Origin of the sequence: Sporomusa rhizae (assembly GCF_041428845.1) — a bacterium.
Lineage (GTDB): Bacteria > Bacillota > Negativicutes > Sporomusales > Sporomusaceae > Sporomusa > Sporomusa rhizae.
The window spans coordinates 1,647,499-1,670,969 of the sequence record NZ_CP156925.1 but is presented as its reverse complement, the minus strand read 5'-3'; the positions used below and the strand labels follow the sequence as shown (position 1 = coordinate 1,670,969).

Annotated in this window: 17 protein-coding genes, 1 pseudogene and 1 other annotated feature; of the genes and pseudogenes, 4 read left to right on the top strand and 14 right to left on the bottom strand. The window is 43.2% G+C overall.

Features of this window, described 5'->3' with window-relative positions; genetic code table 11:
• Window positions 1-111: 111 nt before the first annotated feature.
• The 7 genes and pseudogenes from SRRS_RS07405 to menC (SRRS_RS07375) form a co-directional block, all read right to left on the bottom strand.
• Window positions 112-624, bottom strand: a pseudogene (locus SRRS_RS07405) (nitroreductase family protein); the annotation flags it as partial.
• 284 nt (window positions 625-908) lie between these two features.
• Window positions 909-1,934, bottom strand: a complete 1,026-nt coding sequence (locus SRRS_RS07400; protein WP_371367619.1) for a branched-chain amino acid aminotransferase — start codon at window positions 1,932-1,934, stop codon at window positions 909-911.
• A 470-nt stretch (window positions 1,935-2,404) separates the two neighbouring features.
• Complete coding sequence (locus SRRS_RS07395) at window positions 2,405-2,521, bottom strand: WG repeat-containing protein (RefSeq protein WP_371369741.1); 117 nt, start codon at window positions 2,519-2,521, stop codon at window positions 2,405-2,407.
• Window positions 2,522-2,550: 29 nt separating this feature from the next.
• Window positions 2,551-2,895, bottom strand: a complete 345-nt coding sequence (locus SRRS_RS07390; protein ID WP_371367618.1) for a hypothetical protein — start codon at window positions 2,893-2,895, stop codon at window positions 2,551-2,553.
• A gap of 405 nt (window positions 2,896-3,300) precedes the next feature.
• A complete protein-coding gene (locus tag SRRS_RS07385) occupies window positions 3,301-4,461 on the bottom strand; it encodes a M20 family metallopeptidase (RefSeq protein WP_371367616.1) in 1,161 nt (386 codons plus the stop codon).
• 62 nt (window positions 4,462-4,523) lie between these two features.
• Window positions 4,524-5,636, bottom strand: coding sequence for an o-succinylbenzoate synthase (gene menC, locus SRRS_RS07380; RefSeq protein WP_371367614.1), 1,113 nt, complete (start codon window positions 5,634-5,636; stop codon window positions 4,524-4,526).
• A gap of 109 nt (window positions 5,637-5,745) precedes the next feature.
• Window positions 5,746-6,858: an o-succinylbenzoate synthase gene (menC, locus tag SRRS_RS07375; RefSeq protein WP_371367612.1), complete on the bottom strand. Its 1,113-nt coding sequence runs from the start codon at window positions 6,856-6,858 to the stop codon at window positions 5,746-5,748.
• 289 nt (window positions 6,859-7,147) lie between these two features.
• Here menC (SRRS_RS07375) and SRRS_RS07370 point away from each other — a divergent pair, with 289 nt between their 5' ends.
• Window positions 7,148-8,473, top strand: a complete 1,326-nt coding sequence (locus tag SRRS_RS07370; RefSeq protein WP_371367610.1) for a helix-turn-helix domain-containing protein — start codon at window positions 7,148-7,150, stop codon at window positions 8,471-8,473.
• A gap of 543 nt (window positions 8,474-9,016) precedes the next feature.
• On the opposite strand, the gene SRRS_RS07365 is transcribed toward SRRS_RS07370, so the two are convergent.
• Entirely contained in the window at window positions 9,017-9,856 is an 840-nt protein-coding gene (locus SRRS_RS07365; protein ID WP_371367608.1) for a MurR/RpiR family transcriptional regulator, read from the bottom strand.
• A 374-nt stretch (window positions 9,857-10,230) separates the two neighbouring features.
• Here SRRS_RS07365 and SRRS_RS07360 point away from each other — a divergent pair, with 374 nt between their 5' ends.
• Entirely contained in the window at window positions 10,231-11,358 is a 1,128-nt protein-coding gene (locus SRRS_RS07360) for an NAD(P)/FAD-dependent oxidoreductase (RefSeq protein ID WP_371367606.1), read from the top strand.
• 273 nt (window positions 11,359-11,631) lie between these two features.
• Window positions 11,632-11,864, top strand: a binding site (T-box leader).
• Between the two features lie 99 nt (window positions 11,865-11,963).
• Window positions 11,964-13,115: a hypothetical protein gene (locus SRRS_RS07355; RefSeq protein ID WP_371367604.1), complete on the top strand. Its 1,152-nt coding sequence runs from the start codon at window positions 11,964-11,966 to the stop codon at window positions 13,113-13,115.
• Window positions 13,116-13,283: 168 nt separating this feature from the next.
• On the opposite strand, the gene SRRS_RS07350 is transcribed toward SRRS_RS07355, so the two are convergent.
• Both SRRS_RS07350 and SRRS_RS07345 read right to left on the bottom strand, forming a co-directional pair.
• Window positions 13,284-14,084, bottom strand: a complete 801-nt coding sequence (locus tag SRRS_RS07350; protein WP_371367602.1) for an acetoacetate decarboxylase family protein — start codon at window positions 14,082-14,084, stop codon at window positions 13,284-13,286.
• Between the two features lie 91 nt (window positions 14,085-14,175).
• Window positions 14,176-14,409, bottom strand: a complete 234-nt coding sequence (locus SRRS_RS07345) for a hypothetical protein (RefSeq protein WP_371367601.1) — start codon at window positions 14,407-14,409, stop codon at window positions 14,176-14,178.
• 139 nt (window positions 14,410-14,548) lie between these two features.
• Here SRRS_RS07345 and SRRS_RS07340 point away from each other — a divergent pair, with 139 nt between their 5' ends.
• A complete protein-coding gene (locus SRRS_RS07340) occupies window positions 14,549-14,680 on the top strand; it encodes a hypothetical protein (RefSeq protein ID WP_371367599.1) in 132 nt (43 codons plus the stop codon).
• Between the two features lie 361 nt (window positions 14,681-15,041).
• Here the strand turns inward: SRRS_RS07340 and SRRS_RS07335 are convergent, their stop codons facing one another.
• The 4 genes from SRRS_RS07335 to SRRS_RS07320 form a co-directional block, all read right to left on the bottom strand.
• Window positions 15,042-16,493, bottom strand: a complete 1,452-nt coding sequence (locus tag SRRS_RS07335; protein WP_371367598.1) for a catalase — start codon at window positions 16,491-16,493, stop codon at window positions 15,042-15,044.
• Window positions 16,494-16,760: 267 nt separating this feature from the next.
• The gene (gene nifJ / locus SRRS_RS07330) at window positions 16,761-20,279 is read right to left on the bottom strand and encodes a pyruvate:ferredoxin (flavodoxin) oxidoreductase (RefSeq protein ID WP_371367596.1); all 3,519 of its coding nucleotides are present in this window, start codon (window positions 20,277-20,279) and stop codon (window positions 16,761-16,763) included.
• Between the two features lie 62 nt (window positions 20,280-20,341).
• Complete coding sequence (megL, locus tag SRRS_RS07325; RefSeq protein WP_371367595.1) at window positions 20,342-21,544, bottom strand: methionine gamma-lyase; 1,203 nt, start codon at window positions 21,542-21,544, stop codon at window positions 20,342-20,344.
• A 202-nt stretch (window positions 21,545-21,746) separates the two neighbouring features.
• Window positions 21,747-23,324: a sigma 54-interacting transcriptional regulator gene (locus SRRS_RS07320; RefSeq protein WP_371367594.1), complete on the bottom strand. Its 1,578-nt coding sequence runs from the start codon at window positions 23,322-23,324 to the stop codon at window positions 21,747-21,749.
• Between the last annotated feature and the right edge of the window lie 147 nt (window positions 23,325-23,471).

The following is a 23,471-nucleotide window of genomic DNA, read 5'->3' as shown; positions in this document are numbered from 1 at the left end:
TTATATCTATTCGATTAATTGCAATCAAAATATCGGGGACTATAGGCGCGTTTGAAAAGCGGTTTGGAAATATGAAACTCTCAATCGTTAAAAATAAAGCAATTATTATTACTATCCGATAAAGCTGATTTTTGATAAGTCCGGCTCGTGAGGCGTCCCTGCTTCATTCGCGTGCCCCAGCAATACGCCTATCCCGATTTCATATCCTTCTGGGAAACCAAGTCTGCGCTTAAACTCTACGCCCTTTGCGCCGGCAAACGGCAAAGCCGCGAGGCCGCATATCAGGTTATCTACGCCTATTGAAGTAGCGGCAAGCGCAGCAGTCTGGGCAAGGATGGCGCAGTCAAAAATCTCAGCGCCGGCCGGTTCTACTTTTGTGACAGCCACGACCAATAAGGCGGGTGCACGATAGAAAATCCCACCAAGTGACTTGATATGCTCGCAAAATGATTTGTCCGGGAAACCCGAGAGGACTTCCATTCCGGCATCGTTCATTTCCTGAATGAGCGTCCTGTCCTTTATGACTATAACCCTATACGGCTGTCGGTTTCTGCCGCTCGGGGCTGCAAGGGACGCTTCGGCAATCAGCCTCAAATCGTCATCGGATACCTGCTTTTCGCCAAAACTCCGACACGACTACCGCGCGCGTATTGTCTGTAAAACTTGATTGTCTTTCATTTTGCTACTCCCCGTTTTTGAATTTTTGTGCTGGGATCACCACACTAGGGATGAGTCACAGTGCTAACGCATGGCCTGCCCCTTTCCTGCCAAACACACATATAACCCTAATGGAAATACAGATCAATCTTTATTTAGGATAGCCAAATACAGGGTTGCTTATGAAGCTCTGGTGGAGGCGAACGCTATGTTCCTTGGTGTAGGCTTGAACTTTTATTAGCGCAAAGGCTCTAGCGAATTACTTTAATCCATCCTTCTGGTGCTGTAATTCGTCCCATTTGGATGCCTGTCAAAGTTTCATAGAGCTTTTTGGTTACAGTACCCATTTCGTTCATACCGCTTGGGAAGCAAATTTCTTCTCCATGATTCACAATCTTTCCGACGGGTGAGATAACTGCTGCCGTACCGCATAAGCCGCATTCAGCAAAGTCTTTCAGTTCATCCACAAGTACTTCTCTTTCTTCTACTTCCATTCCAAGATATTCCTTTGCAACATATAGCAAAGAACGTCTGGTAATAGAAGGCAGGATACTTTCTGATTTAGGTGTTACAACCTTGTTATCCTTTGTTACAAAAACAAAATTTGCACCGCCCGTCTCTTCGACTTTTGTTCTTGTTGCCGGATCCAGAAACATATTTTCGTCATACCCTTCTGCATGGGCTGTGACGGAAGCATGAAGGCTCATAGCATAGTTTAATCCGGCTTTAACATGACCTGTACCATGCGGAGCGGCCCGGTCAAAATTAGTTATGCGAAGAGTAAGCGGCCTTACACCTCCTTTGAAGTATGGACCAACTGGAGTCGTGAAAATTCTAAACTGGTACTCATTGGCTGGTTTTACACCGATTACAGGATTTGTTCCCATCATATAGGGGCGAATATATAACGTAGCCCCCGAGCCGTAAGGCGGTACATATGCCGCGTTCGCTTCGACAGTTTTTACAACAGCGTCTACGAAACGTTCCACTGGAAATATTGGCATTTCCAATGCTCTGGCAGATTCCTCCATCCGCTTTCCATTTAAATCAGGACGGAAAATTACGATATGACCATCCATAGTAGTATAAGCCTTCAGACCTTCAAAACATGTCTGTGCATATTGGAAAACGCACGCACATTCATTTAGTACAATATTTGCATCTGAAGTAAGCGTGCCCGCATCCCATGCACCATTCTTGAAATTGGATACATATCTCTTATCTGTAGAAATGTATCCAAAGCCAAGATTTTCCCAATCCAATTGTTTCTTTTCCATAAGAATGACTCCCTTCAATTGTATGTAGAAGTATTTTTTACAAATAAAACCTCTTGCCCCTACGTAAAGGGGCAAGAGGTTAATCTCGCGGTACCACCCTTGTTGTACCTAGCAATTAATAAAAAATAATATTGCATAGATACATCTCATCATCTAACAACTTTGCATATAACGGTGCACTCACAAGAAGTCGTTACCGGCGCAGCCTACTAAATCGTTCAGCTTTGCAGTTCAGGAATGACACTTGCATCGTTCTGTACCGGTTCACACCACCCACCGACTCTCTGAAGCATACTACATGCAAACATTTCCGTCATTACTTTTCAAGTTACTATATTAACTTTCTTGATAAATACATTAATATCTAAATTGATTTTAGTATAAGTCTAAAAAGACTACATGTCAAACCTAATGCTACCCCAAAATGCAATACCTGGGGAGCATGCCACAGTACAAGGCGGTTTAAGCTGTTAGTTGCTACTGCTGCCACTAGTTAGCCGCCACTTCCTATAGCCATACTTGCCGTTTATCTTTACGGCAGCCAGTCCTTCGCTGAAGTAATCCACACCATCAAACTGTGCCGGAATAAGTTTCTCAAGTATCTTGGTTAAAATTTCTATTTATGCCATTTGTGGCGAAGTTTAGGCTTCTTGTTGTGAAACGTTCCTCTCCCACCGCCGTCTTTATAAATAAGCCAACCGATAAAAGCCAACGACAAGACATTAGCAAACATCCCGCTGATAAGACCAATATCAGCTAGTATGCTGATGACTGTGATGACACTTAAAAATATCATGGACTGCCTCATATCAACCCAATATCTGCGGCGAAGAATCAGATAGCACACAGCAAGCACCGCAAGGTCAATCGATACCCAAATAATTTGGCCAAATACGAATCCTTTGACAATGCTACCAACAATCATAACGGCCATTAAGTAAAGCCAGGTAGTACTAAGCAAAATCATCACCCCACTATTTCATATATCCGATTAAACGATACAACGGCAACGATAACCTTTTACTGCTACTTTTGGAAGGAGCGGAAAATAAAATAGATCAGGGGCAGACGACCCTAGCCCAAAGTAAGGCTTGTACTTGTCCCACCAATTAACCCAATGTTCTTTTGGTATTGCACGCCTAGTTACCAGATAATGAGTTGCAGGTTGCGGAATAATAAATCCCCCCATTTCCTAAGTTATCAAAGATGTCTGTCCGAGGTTATTGACATCTTTCCAGCAAGTTCGATTCTTTTACTCTATAAATATACATTTCCTAAAAACCGCAAAACTCCTGCCAAATTCATACAAATTTAGCAGGAGTTTCTCTTTCAAGACTAGGTTGTTTTATTTTTTCAATAAAACTTCTTACATCTTGGAAAGATTAAGAACACAGGCGGCAAGTAGTTTGGCACGCTCGAACAATGTCTCCACAATAGCGAACTCTTCCGGGCTATGATTGCGGCCGCCTTTTACCCCCATCGCGCAGACGGTGGGCACCCCAGCGACAACCGTATAGGCCGAGTCCGACCCTCCGCCCACCAATTTTTCATATGGCTCGCCGAAACCATTTTCGGCGCAAGTCTCCTTGACTAGGGCAAACAGCCGCTTTACCCCCTCGGTAGTCCGCATCGCCTCGAGATTGGCACCGCATGTCAGCGTGGTCGTTGTGCCAGGCACATATGTCTTGGCGGCAATAGCTTCAATATCTTTGGTAAATTTGGCTCTGGCGCTCTCAGCCACGAACCGGACGTCAATCTTGATCTTGGCGTAGTCAGGCGTGGCGTTTGGCACAGTGCCACCTTCTATAACACCGACATTAAATGTGGTGCCTTCCTGCCAATCGGTGAGTTTATCGATCTCCAGCAGTTTGTGAGCAATCTCCACTATGGCGCTACGCCCATTTTCCGGGTCGTTGCCCACATGGGCGGCAACTCCCCGCACCGTCAGCTCAAACTGGGAGACTCCCTTGCGGCCGACAATAATTGCATCGTCAACAAACCCGGTCTCACAGTTGAACGCCGCGACGGCACCAGTAGCTTCGTCGACAATAATTTCGGCCGCGTTCGATTTAGCGTGAGCGACCTCCTCGTCGCCAGCAAGTAGTACTTTAATAGGCCGCTCCGCGAAGCCTGCGGCGTTTAAAGCTTTGATGGCGTAGAGAAAAGCTACCACGCCGCCCTTCATATCCAGCACACCCGGCCCGTAGGCCTTATCGCCCTTGATAGTGAACGGCCGCTCCCGCGCGGCGCCGGTCTTGAACACCGTATCAACGTGGCCCAGAAAAATCACCGGCGGTTTCGCCCGCTCGCCGCCGATCTCGGTGATAAGCATATTCCCCGCCTGTTCATACTTAACCATCCGGACAGTTGCTCCCTCGGCTTCCAGGACACCTTTGACCACAACCTGGAGTTCATCGACCCCGGCCTTGTCGGCCGGGCCGCTGTCCCGATTGACCAAATCGCGCCACAAAGCCAGCATCTCATTCCGATGGGCGTCAATATAGGAAAATACCTTTTCTTTCTGCATCTTCAACATCACCTCGATTCATTGGGTAATCGTGGTCATTTAATTACACCCCGGCGATCAAATCACCGCAGAAGTTCTTTCTTCTCATAAGTAAACTTATCCACCATCTCCGGAATAAGGTCAAATCCGATACCCGGCCTGGCCGGGACTTCAACCATGGCGTTCTTATCGATAGTGATCGGAGGCGTAATAATGTCTTGATGCCAGTAGCGGGTCGAAGCGGGCAAATCACCGGGGAATTTGTAGTTCGGCAAAGAAGCTATGGCTATATTATGCGCCCGGGCAAGCCCAGTGTCCAGCATCCCGCCGCACCATACCGGAATATTATGGGCCTCGCACAGGTCATGGATTCTCTTGGCCTGAGTCAGTCCGCCGACCCGCCCGACTTTAATATTGATGGTCTTGGTGCTGCCCAGCTCGATCGCGTGGCGAGCATCATCCACCGAATGAATGCTCTCATCCAGGCAAATTCTGGTCTTCATGACCGCCTGCAGCTTGGCGTGATCGACAATATCGTCATGGGACAATGGCTGTTCAATCATGATCATGCCCAAGTCGTCCATTTCCTTGAACACGTCTATATCCTTCAGTGTATAGGCGGAATTGGCGTCGGCCATGAGCATGATGTCGCCGAAGCGCTTGCGGACGGCTTCCAGGTATTTAATGTCCTTTCCAGGTTTTATTTTTACTTTGACCCGGCGATAGCCTTCGGCCATAAACTGCTCCACAACCCGCAGCAGGTCATCGGGGCTTTTTTGGATTCCAATGCTTATTCCAGTTTCAACCTTATCCCGCATCCCGCCCAAAGCCTGGGACAGAGTGATATTTCTTTCCTTGGCGTACAAATCCCACAGCGCACAGTCCAAAGCAGACTTGGCCATATTGTTCCGCCGGATTTGGGAAAAAGGCTCGGTAAGTTCCGACGGATGGCTAATATCACCTAGGTCAAAAAGTATGGGAATGAGAAAATCATTGAGCATGTGCCAGCCAGTGGTGATCGTCTCTTCGCTGTACCACGGGCTACCAAAAGCGGGACAGTCAGCATAGCCGACATGATCCTTGGTATGGAGCGCGGCCAGAATGAAATGCTTTTCCGCCATCGCCCCAAAGCTGGTTTCAAAAGGGGTTTTAAAAGTAATCTTCATTTTGCGTAAAACTATTTTTTCTACTTTCACTGCAATCCCTCCATTATTTACTATCTCACCTGTGCTAAATGCTTAGCTCCTGTCCGGTTTTTAATACCTTATCTATCGTGATACCCGGAGAAGCCATTTCATTTACCTTTTATTTAATAACTTCCCTACTGACCATCAAGCGGTCAATAGCTTTTTCATCTACCTCATAATGAATACCGTTGGTATCGTCCGGAACGATGAGCGTACATCTGGAAGTAATATTAACGACAGGGATCGTAATATCTTCAGCAAAATACCGGTTGCTTGCGGCAATGTCGTGGGCAAGAAGGGCAAAATTCGGTAAACTGGCAAAAGATATGTTCTGTACCCGGCCAATACCTAGCTCGGTCATACCTCCAACCCAAATGGGAATATTATGTTTCATGCAAAGATTATGAATCCTGATTGATTCACATAACCCGCCGCACCGGCTGGATTTGATATTAATAATTTTACAACTACCGAGTTCAATGGCATGACGGGCAGTGTCAACAGAAACAATGCTTTCATCCAAGCAAATGGGGGTTTTTATCGCTTTCTGCAGTACCGCGTGATCGACAATATCATCTTCCGCCAACGGTTGTTCAATATATTGCAGGTTTAGATCGTCCATCGCCCGAAACAGTTCAATATCCGCCAGGGTATAATCAGAATTGGCGTCCACCGTCAATACAATATCGGGATAATGCCGGCGGATTTCCCTTAGAACATCGATATCCCAACCGGGCTTGATCTTAACTTTGGTCCGGTGATATCCTTCAGCCAAGTATTTTTCGATTTTGCCCAGCAGTACCTGAATATTAGGCTCGATTCCTAGACTGACGCCCACCTTGACTTCGTCCTGCGTTCCGCCGATCAAGGTTTTAAGTGACTTTCCATCTCGCTGGGATTTGATTTCCCATAGAGCATTTTCCACACTGGCTATGGCCAGTCGGTTGCCGCGGATGAAGGACACCAGCCGCATAAATTCTTCCGGTCCCTCTATATCCTTGTGCAGTATAACTGGCGCAATTATGTTTTTGATGATATGAAAACATGTTCCGTTATCCTCGGGATTGTACAGTGGCCCGTAAAAGGCTTTGCATTCTCCATAACCAATCAATCCTTCAGAATAGACCTTGACGATCAGAGCATCTCGCTCCTCAAAGCGGGTGAAGCTTGTTTCAAAGGGATGTACAAAGGGAACTTTCACCCGGATAATGTCGATGCGGTCAATTTTCATCTTTTACACCATCCTTAGTCGGCATTAGCCGCTATCTGATATTACTTTTCTTCTCGTAAGCGAGGACTGCGCTCAGTTTGGGAAGCGACTCAAAGCCAATGCCCGGTACTTAAAAATACCGATAGCCATCAGGCTCCATTTCGGTATTCCCAACTTGGGCGCGAAGGCGACCACCGCGGTATTTCAATAATTGCAATTATTTTAACTAATGTTATTATATAATTAAATCTCTTGACTAAAAATCGACTAAAATATGTCCAAAATACCTTTTGAATAGTGAGGTTAAGTTATGAAATTAGGTGTTGTCGGGCCACTAGAAATCGTCGAAAAAATTAACCAGATCATTAAAAGTGAATTTCATCAAATCAAACCCAAAATATATAGTTACACTTCAGTTCCAGAAATACCTAAATTGCTTTGTGATGAACAGCCGTTCCTTGATGCTATCCTGTTTGCTGGTGAAACCCTTCTTTCCTATACTGAAAAGCACAGCAAACCGATAATACCTTGGGAGTTCATTCCTCGAAGCGGAAGCTCCCTTCTTCAGGTATTGCTAAAGATCGCTCTTTCGCAACATAGCATTTATCGAATCAGTTCTGACTTATACGACGAAAGCACATTATTGGAAACCTATAGGGAAATTGGTATTAAAGAAGATCAGTATCAAATATACACAGTTAATAAACGGCCGTTCGACGACGACTTTATAAATCATGTATGTTATTTTCATGAATACAATTATCTAAATAACCGCGTAACTTGTTGTATTACGGCGTTACACAATGTATATGAAAAACTGACATCTAAAAACATCCCGTGTTTTAGAGTCGATCCTACATCCAACGTTATTCGCCAAACACTAAATAAGATGCAGCTATATCATCTTATGCAAGTCTCTCAAGGAAGCCAAATTGTCGCCATTTCAATCAAAATAGACTCCCCTAGTGAATACTCAGTCTTTACTGATGATGAGTATCAGTACATCATAGATACGACGAATGTTGCCAAACAAATATATTGGTTTGCAAAACGGATACAAGCCGCTGTTATCGAATTGGGGAAGCAAGAATTTCTTCTTTTCTCAACGAAAAAAATATTGGAAAATGCAACCGCAAATTTTGAAAACATTGATTTACTTTTGGCGGTGAAAAAAAATACTTCAAGTACAGTAAGCATTGGAATCGGTTACGGCTCAACTGCTCAAGGGGCAAAGTATAGCGCCATCCTCGGCATGGAAAAAGCAAGTAGATTGGGCGGTAACTCAGCGTTTATTGTATATGACCATAATAAAATAATTGGCCCAATCCATGCGGCCGATAGTAAAAGGCAAGTAAATTTGGATCAAAAGATAGACAAAAAATTCCTTATTATCTCTGAAAAAGCTGGCATCAGCATCAATACCGTATTTAATTTATATAGCATTTTAGAGCAACAAGGAAAAACACGTTTCACCACTGCCGAGTTGGCTAACTTGGCTGGAGTATCTGTGAGAACCATGAACAGGCTACTGACAAAACTGGAAAGGCACGGCTTTTGTTTTGAAGTAGGAAAGAGGGTAATGACTGGGGCCGGCAGGCCGAGCAGGATAGTAGAGATTATTATTCATAATCATTAGGCTTGGTTACATGAAAGAGCTGTCTCAAAATAAGTGACCCTCTTTTTTGCCTAAAATGCAAAAGCTAGGTTCCGAAGAACCCAGCTTTTGGTGTAAAAAAATCGCTTTTATAATTAAAAACTTTTTCCAGCGGTCTTACCGAGTCTCATCAAGTCTACTACACCGCTATTCCCTATCTTGACTTTACCCAGATTTGATGGACATGGAGAATACCCCCTAAACGAATCGCGGGGACGATAGGCACGTTAGAGATTCATGGTTTTGGGCGGATTCCGGTATTTTTCCTTACTCCGGAACAAGAAACCTGTCCCCGGACATGCCGATACCCCGTCAGCTCCGGCTTTTATAATGCAATTTTTACCGCCTGTTGTCGCCGGACTTGTTTAGGTACATTGCAGATTGCAGTAATTGTTTTGGGGATTTCTATATGCTGTTAGTCGGCGCGGCTACACTTCTTGTATTGGGCCTGATTACCAATAAAAAAACCTCTGAGCGCAGAAACCTGATAGCGGCGCTCAGAGGTTGTCACTGGCTGGCGTTTTCTTAAAAGATATTCAGCCGTTCATAATCTTTTTCCAGTTCTTCCATGCCTTGCCGGTAAAGTTGATGATAGTCAGTGGTAAGTTGCGTTAACAGAATATCGCATAATGCCATGGCTGCGCTAAGCGACTGATTAAAGTATAAGGATTTGGAAGCTGCCAGTAACACTATATCGGCTGGTTTGGCAATGGGAGATGACAAACAATCGGTAATGGCGACAATCGGACATTGCTGTTCTTTGGCTAGGTATACGGCCGTTTTCGTCAGCTGCGTATAGCGGGGAAAACTGATGGCGATTAGTAAGTCCTGTTTGTCCAAAGACCGAATATCTTCTAACAGCGAGTAATCGTTCGTGATTTGCTTGATCTTTTTCGTCATCATATTAAGATTAAAGCCAAGGTAATGAACAAGGGTTGCTGACGAACGCATACCGACAACGTAAACTTTTCTGGCGTTGACGATGTATTCAATGGTCTGCCGGATGTGCTTAGGGTTAGAAGCATTGATCGTTTGTCGCAAATTCATTTCTTGCAAGTGACGAATCTTCAGTAGTGTCGTTTCAATATTAGGGTTTACAACTTCTGTTTGTTCTAATCGATCTACGAAAGATAATTGGCGCTGTATGATCAAGTGTAAAGCATTCTGTAATTCCGGGAAACTATTGAATCCCAACGTTTTAGTAGTACGGATAACACTAGACTGACTAATTTCTAGATTTTTGGCAATTTCAACAGATGACTGGTGAGGTATATTCTTCCAGTTTTCTAAAATATACTTGGCAACAACTTTTTGCTTCTTGCTTAGATTTGATATGTTTTTGCTGATTTGTTCGAGTATATCCATAGAAGCTCCTTATTTAAGTCTTATAAAGTAGACTTAGCTTCAGATGGGGCTTTAACCCCACCTGAAGGTTAGTCGCCCAACTTCCAGGGAATCCGCTCTAAAACTCCCGCTTGGAGAAGAGGGAGTCTTAGAGCGGGTTAGTCATCGGATAAATAGTAACGCGGAGAGCATCATTAAATTTAGCTTAATAGTTAATTATACTATGTTTTTACATATTGAAAAAGTTGCCTGCCTTTACAGGGATGAAAAGTATTTAAAATAATTGCCTGGGCATGCAGGAATCAAAATTTGCAAAAAGAAATATAACTAGTATACGCTATTTTTATATTAAAATGACTTGTTTTAGTTATTCAGTAGAAAAGGGTGAATTGTCTATGGATAAAGTTGATATCATTATTGTTGGCGCAGGTGTTATTGGTCTCGCCGTCGCCGAGGCGGTCAGCCGTACCTATCCGGATAAAGATATTATTTTATTGGAAAAACATGAAAAATTCGGGCAGGAAACCTCCAGTCGTAACAGTGAAGTAATCCATGCCGGCATGTACTATCCAACCGGCTCGTTAAAAGCAAGATTGTGTGTTGAAGGAAATAAACTGCTTTATGATTTCTGTAATGAAAACAAGGTCCCCCATCAACGGATTGGCAAAATCATTATTACCAGAAACGCCGACGAAGAAGCTGCCGTCAAGGATATTTATGAGCAGGGTACGAAAAATAATGTACCCGGCCTGCGCTATTTGACGCAAGCCGAAGTAAACGAAATGGAACCGCATGTTTTGGCTACCGGCGCCCTCTATTCCGAAACAACCGGTATTATCGACACGCATACCCTTATGGCCAAACTTGAAAGCCTGGCCAAGGAAAACGGCGTCATGTTTGCTTATAAACACGAGGTCAAAAAAGCAGAGAAAAGTGCCGATGGCTATGCCGTATATTTTACCAATTCGAGCGGCGAAGACGATGCCTTAGAAACCACCTATATTTTTAACTGTGCCGGTCTGTACAGTGACTTCATTCCCGAACAGCTTGGCATTGCGGTAGATCAGGAAGGATACCGGATTTATCCGGTAAAAGGAGAATATTTCTCCGTTTGTGGCGGCAAATCCAAACTTACATCACACCTCATCTATCCACCGCCGCTTAAAGATTTAAAAGGCCTGGGCACTCATACAACGAAAAGTCTGGACGGCATGGCTAAGTTAGGGCCCAGCGCCTTCTATGTTGATCGCAAAGACGATTATGATGTTGAGCCGGATCATTTGGAGGAATTCTATCAGGCAGCACACAGTTTTCTGCCCTTTATTGAACGCGAAGACCTGCAACCCGATATGGCCGGTATCAGGGCTAAAAACCAAGCCCCCGGCGCTCCGTGGGCCGATTTTATTATTTGCAATGAATTAGCTAAAGGACTCCCTGGACTTATCAATTTAGTGGGAATCGAATCACCAGGTGTTACCGCTTGCCTTTCCATCGCCAAATATGCTGTATCCTTAATGAAATAACATTTTAACATAGGAAAACCAAGAACTAGCCTTTAAGCCAAGGCTAGTTCTTGGTTTTTCCGGAAAGGGTCAAGGGGACAGGCCCACACAAGCGATTCCCAACCCAATTCTTGGGTCACCTTATTTATCCTTATCCAGGAGACAAAATTACGCTTTTAAAATATCAATCTTGTAAATATTTATTATTTTGTTGACAAATCCTTTATTAATGTAATAATATAATAATTACTTCGTCCTGCAGGCGTGTAGTGTTTACAAAAAATTTAATTTGATTTAAAAATAATGATTGGGAAAAAGCAACTATTGTTCTGTTTCAGAGATCCGGTGGCAGGTGAAAACCGGTACAGATATGGTTTGCAAAACTCACCCATGAATTCTTTTGCTGAACGAAAGGAATTCTTTAGGCAAAAGCGTGTGTCCACGTTAAAGGATACCAGCCATTCTATTTAGTATGGCTGAATTACGAGCCTAATGTAGGGTGGTACCGCGATATTGTCGCCCCTATTGACATGTGTCAATAGGGGCTTTTCTATATCCAAATATCCTTTGGCGAATATCATTTTTCCGTTCACAAAATTGAAAATAATAAAGGGAGGACAATCCTTATGGAAACTCAGAAATCCAGTCCGCTAAGTATATCGTTTGCTATGGCCGCCGTATGGTTTGCAACACATAGCGGCGGAGGCTTTGCTACCGGCAACCAGGAAGTTAATTATTTTGTAAAGTACGGCTGGTACTCCGTTTTCCTCCCATTAGTTGCTATGCTGCTCTTAGGCTGGGGCCATCGGAATGCACTTGTCCTGGCTAAAGATTATAAGACCTACGATTATAAAAGCTTCGGCGATGCTCTTTTTCATCCTTATGAAAAATATTTCTCCCTTGTCTTTGAATTGGGCTTTATCATGCTGATTATCTGTGGCGTAAGCACATCCATAGCAGGTTCGGGAGCCCTATTAAAAAGTTCCCTGGGAATTCCGTATGGAATGGGCATTGTAGTTGTCGGAACAGCTCTGCTGCTGCTAACCATATTTGGCAGTGAGCTAATTGTTAAGGTTTTAAATCTCAAAACTTATTTTATAATCATTACCCTCCTCATCCTCTGCGTATTAGGCATTCAAATGGGAGCTTTTAATTTTCAACGTGTGCTGGCTACGCAAGAAACCTTTGGCACCGGTTTGTCAGATGCGATTTGGTATATGCTGATCTATATTGGTTTTCAAGCCTTTACGGTACTGCCTATCATCTCCGTCTCACAAAATATTAAGACCACTAAGGACTGCAATCGTTTTATGCTGTTTGGCACGCTTCTCAACGGCGCTTTTCTGGCAATCATCTGTATCATGCTGTTAGGTTTTTCCCCGGAAGTTCTTAACGAAACGCTGCCGGTATATTTTGTCACTACCAAGCTTGCCCTGCCTTGGTTAAAGATCTTATACAGTGTCATCCTATTTGTGGCATTGTTAGGCACAGCGATATCATTGATCTTTTCTACAGTTGCACGTTTTGAGCCTGTGCTGATTAAAAAAAATATCTTTAAGAGCCTGAAAACCCGCAGAATTGCCATTTCTCTCGCTACTATCATAGTATGCACAAGCATTTCAGTATTCGGGCTAACGAATATTGTTGTTAAGGGATATGGTTCTGTCGGCTATATCGGCTTATTCTTTGTTTTGCTTCCGGAGATTGTTATCGGTACTATTAAGATCAGAAAAAATGCTCAGCTACGAAAAGAGCAGATACTCGATAAAGCCGTCTAACAGAACAAAAAAAGACTTACCAGCTTTTAAACTATGTAAAGGAGTGACCTTCTAGAAGGCCACTCCTTTACGGTATTTTCCCTTATTCCGGGACAAGAAACCTGTCCCCTCTGTCCCAAAAGGAACGGTTCTACTGCAATAAAAAATTAATAGTCAATCGCGACCAAGCTAAGCGTCTGTCCGTAAATCGCGAAGATGAATTAAGTCATCAACGGTAAGGGCAAATGAAAACTGATATCCAGCGATAACTTCTGTCGGGCGCAAATCCGGAAGTTCAATATATGGGTGATCAAATATTTTAATTGCTGCATCCCCTTTCCAAATAGGAGATACCTTAACATCACGCGATTTAAGCTGAACAATTTCATGCACAGCAGGTTTATCATGCTTTCCTAAAGCAAGCTCCGGGAAATATCTAACATTGACGGCTTTTGCAAAATTAGGAGATGGTAATGAGTCGCTTATTTCACTAAGAGTAATTTGTGCTTCGACTAAACGATGGTCTCTGACGGCTAAAGTCGCCCCAAACTTTCCACCCGGTCCTACAACCGGACTAGCCTTTGATGGCAAATCATACGCTCGGGTAATCCACGTTGATCCAAATTGTTTAGGCCACCCCTGCACAAGACCTCGCATCAGGGAAACATCTTGGTCAACCCAAATAAATGGGCAATAAGCCACAGGTTGTTCTTCAAATTTCGCCGACAATAGGATAATGGTTTCGTGATATTGACTGCGAACCGGGTCTAAGTACTCTTCGGCGTTCTCACTGGAATACTGCCATTCAATAAAATATGCAGCGCATTGATTTGAAGCTAACTCTAGGCCATCAGGCAAAAAAGCGGCTGCCGCTGCTGGATCCACCTCATATTCAACAGCAAGAGCATTACCGACATAATGCCACGGCGGGTTCGGCGCAAGACTTGATGTACCACGAGGTGTTCGGGGAAGTGTATACCCTTTTAGCATTATAAAAAGCCTCCTTTCATATTTATTAAATGGTAACAAATCAAAACTACTTTGCATTGTAAAAAATTGACGACGCCTAATAATAGTGTCGTCAATCAAGTAGATTTTTGAACTCAACCGCCAAGATATGCTTTGCTTGGGAAATACTTACCCAGGATTTTGTCTTTTCGATAAATGCTTCAACCACAGGAAGCTTGTCTTGATTGCGTCTATTAGCCAATGCAAGCTTGCGATACACCGGTGAACGGAAGAACGGCAATTTGCAAAATGACCAAGTGTACGAAAAAATTTGGGCATTGAGAATGACCGTTACCGTCAATATCACAGCACATTTTCATACCTCCTCATTTTACACAGAATGAATAATTCTTCAGTTAAAGATCCTCAAGCCCGCTCTACAATTTCAGATTTTACCTGCCTATTTTTACTCACCACGGAAATAATAACATGGGAGGTGAGTTAATTTGGAAGAAACAGTTTTTAGCGGCAGTAAGTTATCCCGCCTGATAGCCTTAAAACGCGGCCCGGCAAATACTCCCCAAAACGATAAAAGGGTAAAACGCGATATTCGCAATGCCCGCGCACGAACCAAATAAGCCAAATCCTTTCTTGGGAGTAATCTCTTTGGCTGAAAGATCAAGGTTATTTACCAAAATATTGAAATAGAGGTTGTCCATAGGTTTGAGCACTTATGGACAACCTCTATTTTTGCATATTCACTGAAAGACTAGGGGACGATGGTTTTGTCTTATCTCACTCTTTCAAGGGACAGGTTCCTCGCCCACAGGCACCTACACTCTATCTACTGGGGCAAGGTACCTGTCCCTTTATTCCACCTAACCGCTACTAAAAAACACTGGCTTATCACCTGTGGACACAAATTCTTCTGTAGAATATCTAATCTCTAACTGATAACGCCGGTATTGGCACCTATATTCACAAAGCATGCCGCCTTACCTATATGATCAAATTTATTCCCTGTGCTATTCTGCTGCCAAATTCACTATCTGTCCTCAAAAAATGTTCAATCATTCTCCTTTGAATAGGCTCATAAGCTTGACTTAAACTTTCTACGATATTGGAAATCAAATGTTTCTTTTCCAGCACAGACATAGTTCGATATCTACACCTGGCTTGATAATAATTGTCGCCTTCTATTTCTTTCCGAGCTACACTACCTGAAACAAAGTTCTCAGCAGGTCTCCCTTTTTCAGGTGCCGGCGCGGGCATCCCCCCACCTAATGTATTGGGGTAATAATTAACACTACCTTCGCTATACATGGTTCGCATAGCTCCGTCCTGCATATTATTATCAACCCGTTTCTTAGGCATATTGGTAGGAAGTTCTAAATAATTGACTCCTATACGATATCTTTGCGTATCTCCATAGGGAAAGATACGGCCTTGCAGTATTCTATCATTTGAAAAATCTATACCTGGTACAATAGCCGCAGGAGAAAATGCAGACTGCTCAACTTCAACAAAAAAATTCTCAGGATTTTCATTTAATACCATTCTGCCTACCGGCATTAATGGAAATAACTCTTCCGGCCAAATTTTAGTGGGGTCCAAGGGATCAAATGGCTGCTCACATTCATCTTCAACGTTCATGATTTGTACGAACATCTCATATTCAACAGTATGCCCTGCAGCAATGGTATCAAACAAATCTCTAGATGCTATGTCAGGGTCCATACCTGCAAGTTGAGCGGCTGTCTTGCTATCTATGTATTCAATACCTGCACAGGGTTCCCAATGATACCTGACATATACCTCTTCTCCGCAGAAATTAACCCACTTATATGTGTTAACTCCAAAGCCTTGAATTGTTCTATAGCTTTTGACAGTCCCATTATCTGCAAACAGATAGGTAAGAAAATTCATAGACTCCGGTCTTAAAGACATGAAATCCCAGAAACGACTAGCTGCTACCGGCCCCCCTCGGGCATTAGTAACCGGGTCCGGTTTCAAGGCATGAAACAAATCCGGAAACTGAAGCGGATCTCTAAGCGGAAACACTGGAATATGGTTGCCAACAAGATCGTAGTTACCTTCATCTGTATAAAATTTCACAGCAAATCCTCTAATATCCCGCACGGTGTCCGCACTGCCCACGGAGCTGCCTGCTATCGAAAATCTAACAAAAACAGGTGTTTTCTTCTCGGGATCTTCTAGAAAATTTGCCTTGGTCAATGAAGCCATTGATTGATAGGGTATAAAAAAACCAAAAGCTCCGGCTCCTTTAGCATGTACTACTCTTTCAGGAATTCTCTCCCTATCAAAATGTGAAATCTTTTCGAGAAAAACTATGTCCTCAAGTAATATTGGTCCCCTTTCACCTACACTTAATGAATTTTGATCATCGATAACAGGAGCTCCCTGGTTGCTGGTAAGATAGCGTTTCGCCATAATCCGTCTCCTCCTAAATCATAAATCCTATTATGATTTATATTAATTTAAGGAGTATTTATGAACTGCCTTCGCAAAAGCTTCTTCACCTCAGGGATACCAGTCTACAAGAAAATCCGCCGTTATCCCTAAAATACGAAAACGGCGGATTTTTTGTGTCCAATATAACATCTTCACTCTGCATGGTGTCACGGTGACGGGGTTGTCACCACCAGGATTCCCCTGGAGAACTTAGAACTTACATGAGTCAAGGAACCGTCCCCCGACTCACTTCTTGCCTGCCAGCTGCCGATAGGTGGCCAGCCGTTCTTTAGCATCTTGCTCGGTTTTATCAAATAACTGATCGGCCGTTTCGGGGAATTGCTTTTTCAGAGCCGAGTAGCGAACTTCGCCCATCAGGAATTCTTTGAAGTCGGCAGTTGGTTCTTTGGAATCCAGGGTGAAGGCATTTTTGCCTGCCTCTTTGGCCTCTGGATTATACCGGTATAGAGCCCAGTAACCACTGTCCACAGCACGTTTCGCCTCTTGTTGGCTTGCGCCCATCCCGGCTTTCAGACCATGATTAATGCACGGCGCGTAGGCAATGATCAGGGATGGCCCCGGATAGGCCTCGGCTTCGGCAATCGCCTTCAAGGTTTGATTTTTGTCAGCCCCCATGGCAATTTGCGCGACATAGACATACCCATAACTCATAGCAATCATGCCCAGGTCTTTTTTCTTAACCCGTTTGCCACTGGCCGCAAATTTGGCAATGGCTGCGGTCGGCGTAGCTTTGGAGGACTGACCGCCGGTATTGGAATAGACTTCGGTATCAAATACCAGTACATTGACATTTTCGCCGGAGGCTAAGACATGGTCTAACCCGCCAAAGCCAATGTCGTAGGCCCAGCCGTCGCCGCCAAATATCCATTGAGACCGTTTGACCAGGAAATCCCGGTTTTGATAGATTTCTTTGAGTAGGTCATCCTGGTCTTTTATTGGTTCTAGCGCGGCTATCAGACGATCGGCTCGCTCCCGTGATCCTTCGCCGGTATCCTGATGCGCTAACCACTCTTGACAGGCCAGTTGCCATTCTTGTCCTAAGTTAAGTTTGGCTGCTTTTTCTATATCCATGGCTAATTTTTTCCGTACTTGTTTGACAGCTAAAAGCATGCCCAAACCGAATTCGGCGTTGTCTTCGAATAGGGAGTTGGCCCAGGCCGGGCCATGGCCGCGGTGGTTGGTGGTATAAGGTACGGAGGGTGTGCTGCCGGCCCACACGGAGGAGCAGCCGGTAGCATTGGCGATCATCATTCTGTCACCATATAGTTGGGTGACTAGTTTGGCATACGGAGTTTCACCGCAACCGGCACAGGCGCCGGAGAATTCTAACAGCGGTTGTTCGAATTGGCTGCCTTTGACGGTGGTTTTGCTTGCCGGATTGGCTTTGGGGCTGAGCGTCAGGGCATACTCCCATAGTTTATCCTGGGCAAGCTGGGTATCGAGGGGTTTCATTATGAGCGCTGGTTGTTTGGCCGGACAGATCTGGGCACAGTTGCCACAGCCGGTGCAGTCCAGCGGGGATATGGCGATGCGGAAGTTTAGTTGTTTGGCCCCGGTAGCTTGTTTCGTGGTAAAACCTGCCGGTGCTTGTTTGATTTCGTCTTGATCGGCAAGTACGGGCCGAATGGCGGCGTGCGGGCACACATAGGCGCACTGGTTACACTGAATGCAGGCCTCGGCTTGCCATTCTGGTACGTTAATGGCAATACCCCGTTTTTCATAGGCAGCCGTGCCTAAGGGATAGGTACCGTCTTCGACACTGAGGAAGGCGCTTACGGGCAGTTTGTCGCCTTCTTGGCGGTTCATAGGCGCAAGTATGTTGTTGATAAAGGCCGGGACGTTTTTGGCCGTATCCGGTTCTGTCTGGGTATTGGCCCAGGCAGCAGGTACAGTTATTTTGACGCTGGCGGCTACGCCGGCATCGATGGCGGCATGGTTCATGGCGACCACTTTTTCGCCTTTTTTGCCGTAGGATTGGACAACGGCTTGTTTGAGGTAGTGGGTAGCTTCTTCTAGCGGAATGATAGCGGCGATTTTGAAGAAGGCCGCTTGCATAATCATGTTGATCCGGCCGCCAAGACCTATTTTCTGCGCAATACCAACCGCATCGATGGTATAGAGGTTGATTTTGTTTTCGAAAATATAGTGTTTCAGCGCCGCCGGCAGATTTTTGCCCAGTTCTTCTTGGTTCCAGGTGCAGTTGAGGAGGAAGCTGCCGCCCGGCTTTAGGCCTTCTACTAGGTCGTATTTGTCTACATAGGACTGGTTGTGGCAGGCGATGAAATCAGCGCTGTTAATGAGGTACGGGGCTTTTATCGGCTGTTTGCCAAATCGTAGGTGGGAGATGGTGACACCGCCGGATTTTTTGGAGTCGTAGGCAAAGTAGGCTTGTGCGTACATGTCGGTATGGTCACCGATGATTTTGATGGCACTTTTGTTGGCGCCTACGGTTCCGTCAGAACCAAGTCCCCAGAATTTGCAGGCTTTGGTTCCTGCCGGCGTGGTGTCAATGTCTTTACCGAATGGCAATGAGGTATTGGTGACGTCATCTATGATGCCCACGGTAAAGTTGTCTTGGGGTTGCTCCTGCTTGAGGCTTTGATATACGGCCTGTATATGTCTTGGCATGACGTCTTTGCCGCCAACACCACAGCGTCCGCCGACAATAACGGGACGCCAGTCGGTGTTATAGAAGGCTGTTTTTACGTCAAGGTATAAGGGTTCGGCTAAGGAACCCATTTCTTTGGTTCTGTCTAAGACGGCGATTTTTTTGACTGTTTTGGGTATGTATTTAAAGAAGTGTTTTATGGAGAAGGGCCGGTAGAGATGAACGGTCAATAGGCCCACTTTTTCGCCCTGCGAGTTGAGATGATCAACTACTTCTTCGATGGCCCCGCACATGGAACCCATGGCAATAATGATTCTGTCGGCGTCGGCCGCACCATGGTAGTTGAAGAGATGATATTCCCGGCCGGTGAGTTTGCTGATTTGGCCCATGTATTCTTCGACGATATCGGGCAGGGCCTGATAGTAGCGGTTGGTTACTTCGCGTTGCTGGAAGTGGATGTCGGAGTTCTGAACGGTTCCCCGTAATACGGGGTGATCAGGGTTCAAACCCCGCCGTCTAAATTGGTTCAGTGCCTCCCAGTCTATTAGGTTGGCCAGTTCCTCATATTCTAGGAGCTCAATTTTTTGGATTTCGTGCGAGGTCCGGAAACCATCAAAGAAGTTAAGGAAGGGCACTCTGCCTTTGATGGCCGACAGATGGGCGACGGCCGCCAGATCCATCACTTGTTGCACGCTGCTTTCGGCGAGTAGGGCAAAGCCGGTTTGTCTTGTGGCCATAACATCGGAATGGTCACCGAAGATGCTGATGGCATTGGCCCCGACCACGCGGGCACTTACGTGAAAGACACCCGGCAAGAGTTCACCGGCAATTTTATACATGTTGGGAATCATCAGTAGTAAGCCCTGGGATGCGGTGTAGGTAGTGGTCAGCGCACCGGCCTGTAAGGAGCCGTGTACTGCGCCGGCGGCACCGCCTTCGGACTGCATTTCTACTACTTCTACTGTCTGCCCGAAGATGTTCTTTCTTCCCTGGGCTACCCATTCATCGACGCTTTCCGCCATGTTCGATGATGGTGTGATCGGGAAGATTGCCGCTACATCGGTGAAGGCATACGAAATGTGTGCGGCGGCCGTGTTTCCGTCCATTGTCTTCATTTTTCTCTTGGTGTTGTTCATATAAATTCCCTTCTTCCCTTATCACAATTATTTAACAAGAAATACAAGGCGCTCATTCGAATTTATTTTACTATTAAATCAAGAGCCTCTTTTAAATCATCTATTATATCTTCTGCATTCTCCAGACCAACAGATAACCTTACCAGGCCATCACTTATGTTAGCAGCCTGTCTTTCTTCCGGTGTATAGGGTGAGTGAGTCATAGAGGCAGGATGCTCAATAAGTGTTTCGGCATCGCCTAAGCTTACTGCCAGTGTTGCTAATTTTAAAGTGTTCATAACTAATGCGCCTTCAGCTACCCCGCCTTTTAATTCAAAAGAAATCATAGCCCCTGGAAGTTTCATTTGCGCTTTAGCAAGGTCATGATATTCGGAACTTTTAAGACCAGGATAATATACTTTGGAAACAGCAGGATGTGCTTCTAAAAATTCAGCAACTTTCATAGCATTTTCACAATGTTTTTCCATTCTTATCGGTAAGGTTTTCATTCCTCTTATAATAAGGTAGGCATTAAAAGGACTCAGTACTGCACCAGTCATATCTTTCAGTCCAAAAAATTTAACTTGATCTATAAATTCTTTTTTACCAACAGCAAATCCGGCAATAACATCGCCATGTCCATTTAAGTATTTAGTTGCCGAGTAAACAACTACATCAGCACCTAATTCCAGCGGTTTTTGAATATAAGGAGTACAGAAGGTATTGTCTACAAATACAAGACAATCCTTATTGTTTTCATGAGCTACAGTTGATATTTTTTTAATATCATTCACTTTTAATGTCGGGTTTGCCGGAGTTTCAAGATAGACAACCTTTGTGTTTGGTTTTAAAGCTTTTTTTACACATTCCATGTTTGTTGCATCAACAAAGGTTACCTCAATACCAAATCTTGTAAGACCATGATTTAAAAGAGCGAAAGTGCATCCATATAAAGTATCTGATGCAACTACATGGTCGCCCGCTTTAAGTGCAGTCCAAAATGCAGCAGAAATTGCTCCCATACCGGATGCAGTAGCTACAGCAGCTTCGCCACCGTCCAGCAAAGCCAATTTTTCTTCAGCTTCTGAACAAGTTGGATTTCCCAGTCTAGAGTATATATATCCATTTTCTTCACCAGCAAATCTTTTTCCACCTTGTTCCGCTGAGTCAAATATGAAAGTTGATGTTTGATAGATTGGAGTTGCTAAAGAACCAAATTGTTTATCACCAACATGACCTCCGTGTATTGCTAACGTGTCAAAACCCATTTTTTTATTATTTTTCATAAAAGTTAGCCTCCCTAAAAAGTTTTTTTATTTACACCAGGAGTATATTGCAAATTTTATGCCAATTGTCTAACATCCAGCTTTCGCCATAATGTGTAAATGTTTTCAACCGTTTTTAAAAAGAAAAATGTAAAGTTTTATTTACACCGTAAATAAAACTTTACATTTTTTTCTGAAAGCTGGCAAAAGAGCTTATTATAAATTAGTGAAAATTTATTCCATACTTGTTCAATTTATTTACTATAGTAGTATGAGATACACCAAGAGCTTTTGCAGCTTTTCTATAGCTTTTATAGTTTTGCATAGCAGAAATAAGCATTTTCTTTTCAGCAGCTTCTACTACATCTTTTAATTTAAAATTAAAGCCGTGGTTTTCTGAATCTATTTCATGGTTTGCAGCCTTTTGAAAATCCATAAGCAAATTTTCTTTTGTAAGAAAATATCCATGACACAAATTCATAGCTCTTTCGACAACATTTTTTAATTCACGTATATTGCCAGGCCAACTTAATTTTACAAGTTCTTCTATAAATTCCATTTCTGTGCCTTTTATATTTTTACCCATTTGTTTATTCAGTATTTTTATAAAAAAGTTAACTAACATTGATATATCTTCAATTCTTTCTCTAAGACTCGGAATATATATAGGTATTACATTTAGTCTATAATATAAATCTTCTCTAAACGTATTTTTTTTAATCATATCTTCTAAATTTCTATTAGTTGCTGCAATGATTCTTACATCTACTTTTTCCTCTACAGTACTACCTATCTTTCTTATAGTGCCTTCCTGTAAAATTCTTAAAAGCTTTGCCTGAAGAGGAAGAGATAGTTCTCCTATTTCATCTAAAAATAAAGTGCCATTATCTGCTGCTTTAAATAAACCATCTTTACCATTTTTTGTTGCACCAGTAAAACTTCCTTCTACATATCCAAAGAGTTCACTTTCTATAAGATTATCTGGAAGAGCAGCACAGTTTATCGCTATAAAATTTCTATCTGCTCTTGAGCTTAATTTATGTATAGCCCTTGCAAATAATTCCTTACCCGTGCCGCTTTCGCCGCGCAGCAGTATGGTTGAGTTGCTTTTGGCCACAGAGCTACATATGTTCTTAGTCTTTACAATAGAGGAACTATTACCTATAATATCTTTGAATACAAATTCCTCTTTTGAAGTAATTGCATTTGACATTTCTATGGCTTCATTGATGTCTTTGAGTGAAGCAACAGCAGCGATAGTTTTTCCTTTATCATCTTTTACAGAACGTCCTGAAGTAATATAGTGAAAACTATTATTGTTATCGTTATTTCTTTTAAAAACTTCTATGTTATTATAGTTTTCCCCCGTTTTTAGAAGGTTAATAATCGGACCATCGAAGCCTAGAAGTTCTTTTATATTTTTCCCAACTATATTTTCTCTTTTGGTATGGAATATTGTTTCGCAGTAATTATTAAAAAGCTCCACTTCCCCCTTTTGGTTTATAGCTAGGATACCATCTTGTACAGCATCTATAATCGCTCGAAGTCTTCTTTCATTTTTTTCACAGGAAAGCAATTCAATATCACGAACTTTCAAAACTCCATTTATACTAAGTAGATTTTTAACAATATTTAATTTTTTCTCTGCTTCTTCTAAAGTTTCTACCTTGATATATACTTTGTTGGGGAAAACTTCAAGAGAATGAATACTTATGTTGTTTTCATAAACCTTTTTTAAAATATCTAACACGATTCCCATGCGATCATGTGAGAGTATTTCAAGTCTTAAGTAAGTTTTCATAAATATCACTTTCCTTTTGAATACAGTAGTGAATTAATTGAAAAATAAATACTTTGCGAAAAAATTGTCTTTTTAGAGTACACTTTTTATAATAGCATTAACTGCAATCGTTTCAAGTAAAATTTTTTTATCTACTCTACATTGATA

What these genes read in the sequence shown, in the direction of transcription:
- menC (WP_371367612.1), bottom strand. Translation starts at nt 6,858, where the DNA reads ATGAAAATTGACCGCATCGACATTATCCGGGTGAAAGTTCCCTTTGTA.
- SRRS_RS07370 (WP_371367610.1), top strand. Translation starts at nt 7,148, where the DNA reads ATGAAATTAGGTGTTGTCGGGCCACTAGAAATCGTCGAAAAAATTAAC.
- SRRS_RS07350 (WP_371367602.1), bottom strand. Translation starts at nt 14,084, where the DNA reads ATGCTAAAAGGGTATACACTTCCCCGAACACCTCGTGGTACATCAAGT.
- SRRS_RS07385 (WP_371367616.1), bottom strand. Translation starts at nt 4,461, where the DNA reads ATGCAGAAAGAAAAGGTATTTTCCTATATTGACGCCCATCGGAATGAG.
- SRRS_RS07365 (WP_371367608.1), bottom strand. Translation starts at nt 9,856, where the DNA reads ATGGATATACTCGAACAAATCAGCAAAAACATATCAAATCTAAGCAAG.
- nifJ (WP_371367596.1), bottom strand. Translation starts at nt 20,279, where the DNA reads ATGAACAACACCAAGAGAAAAATGAAGACAATGGACGGAAACACGGCC.
- SRRS_RS07400 (WP_371367619.1), bottom strand. Translation starts at nt 1,934, where the DNA reads ATGGAAAAGAAACAATTGGATTGGGAAAATCTTGGCTTTGGATACATT.
- megL (WP_371367595.1), bottom strand. Translation starts at nt 21,544, where the DNA reads ATGAAAAATAATAAAAAAATGGGTTTTGACACGTTAGCAATACACGGA.
- SRRS_RS07355 (WP_371367604.1), top strand. Translation starts at nt 11,964, where the DNA reads ATGGAAACTCAGAAATCCAGTCCGCTAAGTATATCGTTTGCTATGGCC.
- SRRS_RS07335 (WP_371367598.1), bottom strand. Translation starts at nt 16,493, where the DNA reads ATGGCGAAACGCTATCTTACCAGCAACCAGGGAGCTCCTGTTATCGAT.
- SRRS_RS07320 (WP_371367594.1), bottom strand. Translation starts at nt 23,324, where the DNA reads ATGAAAACTTACTTAAGACTTGAAATACTCTCACATGATCGCATGGGA.
- SRRS_RS07360 (WP_371367606.1), top strand. Translation starts at nt 10,231, where the DNA reads ATGGATAAAGTTGATATCATTATTGTTGGCGCAGGTGTTATTGGTCTC.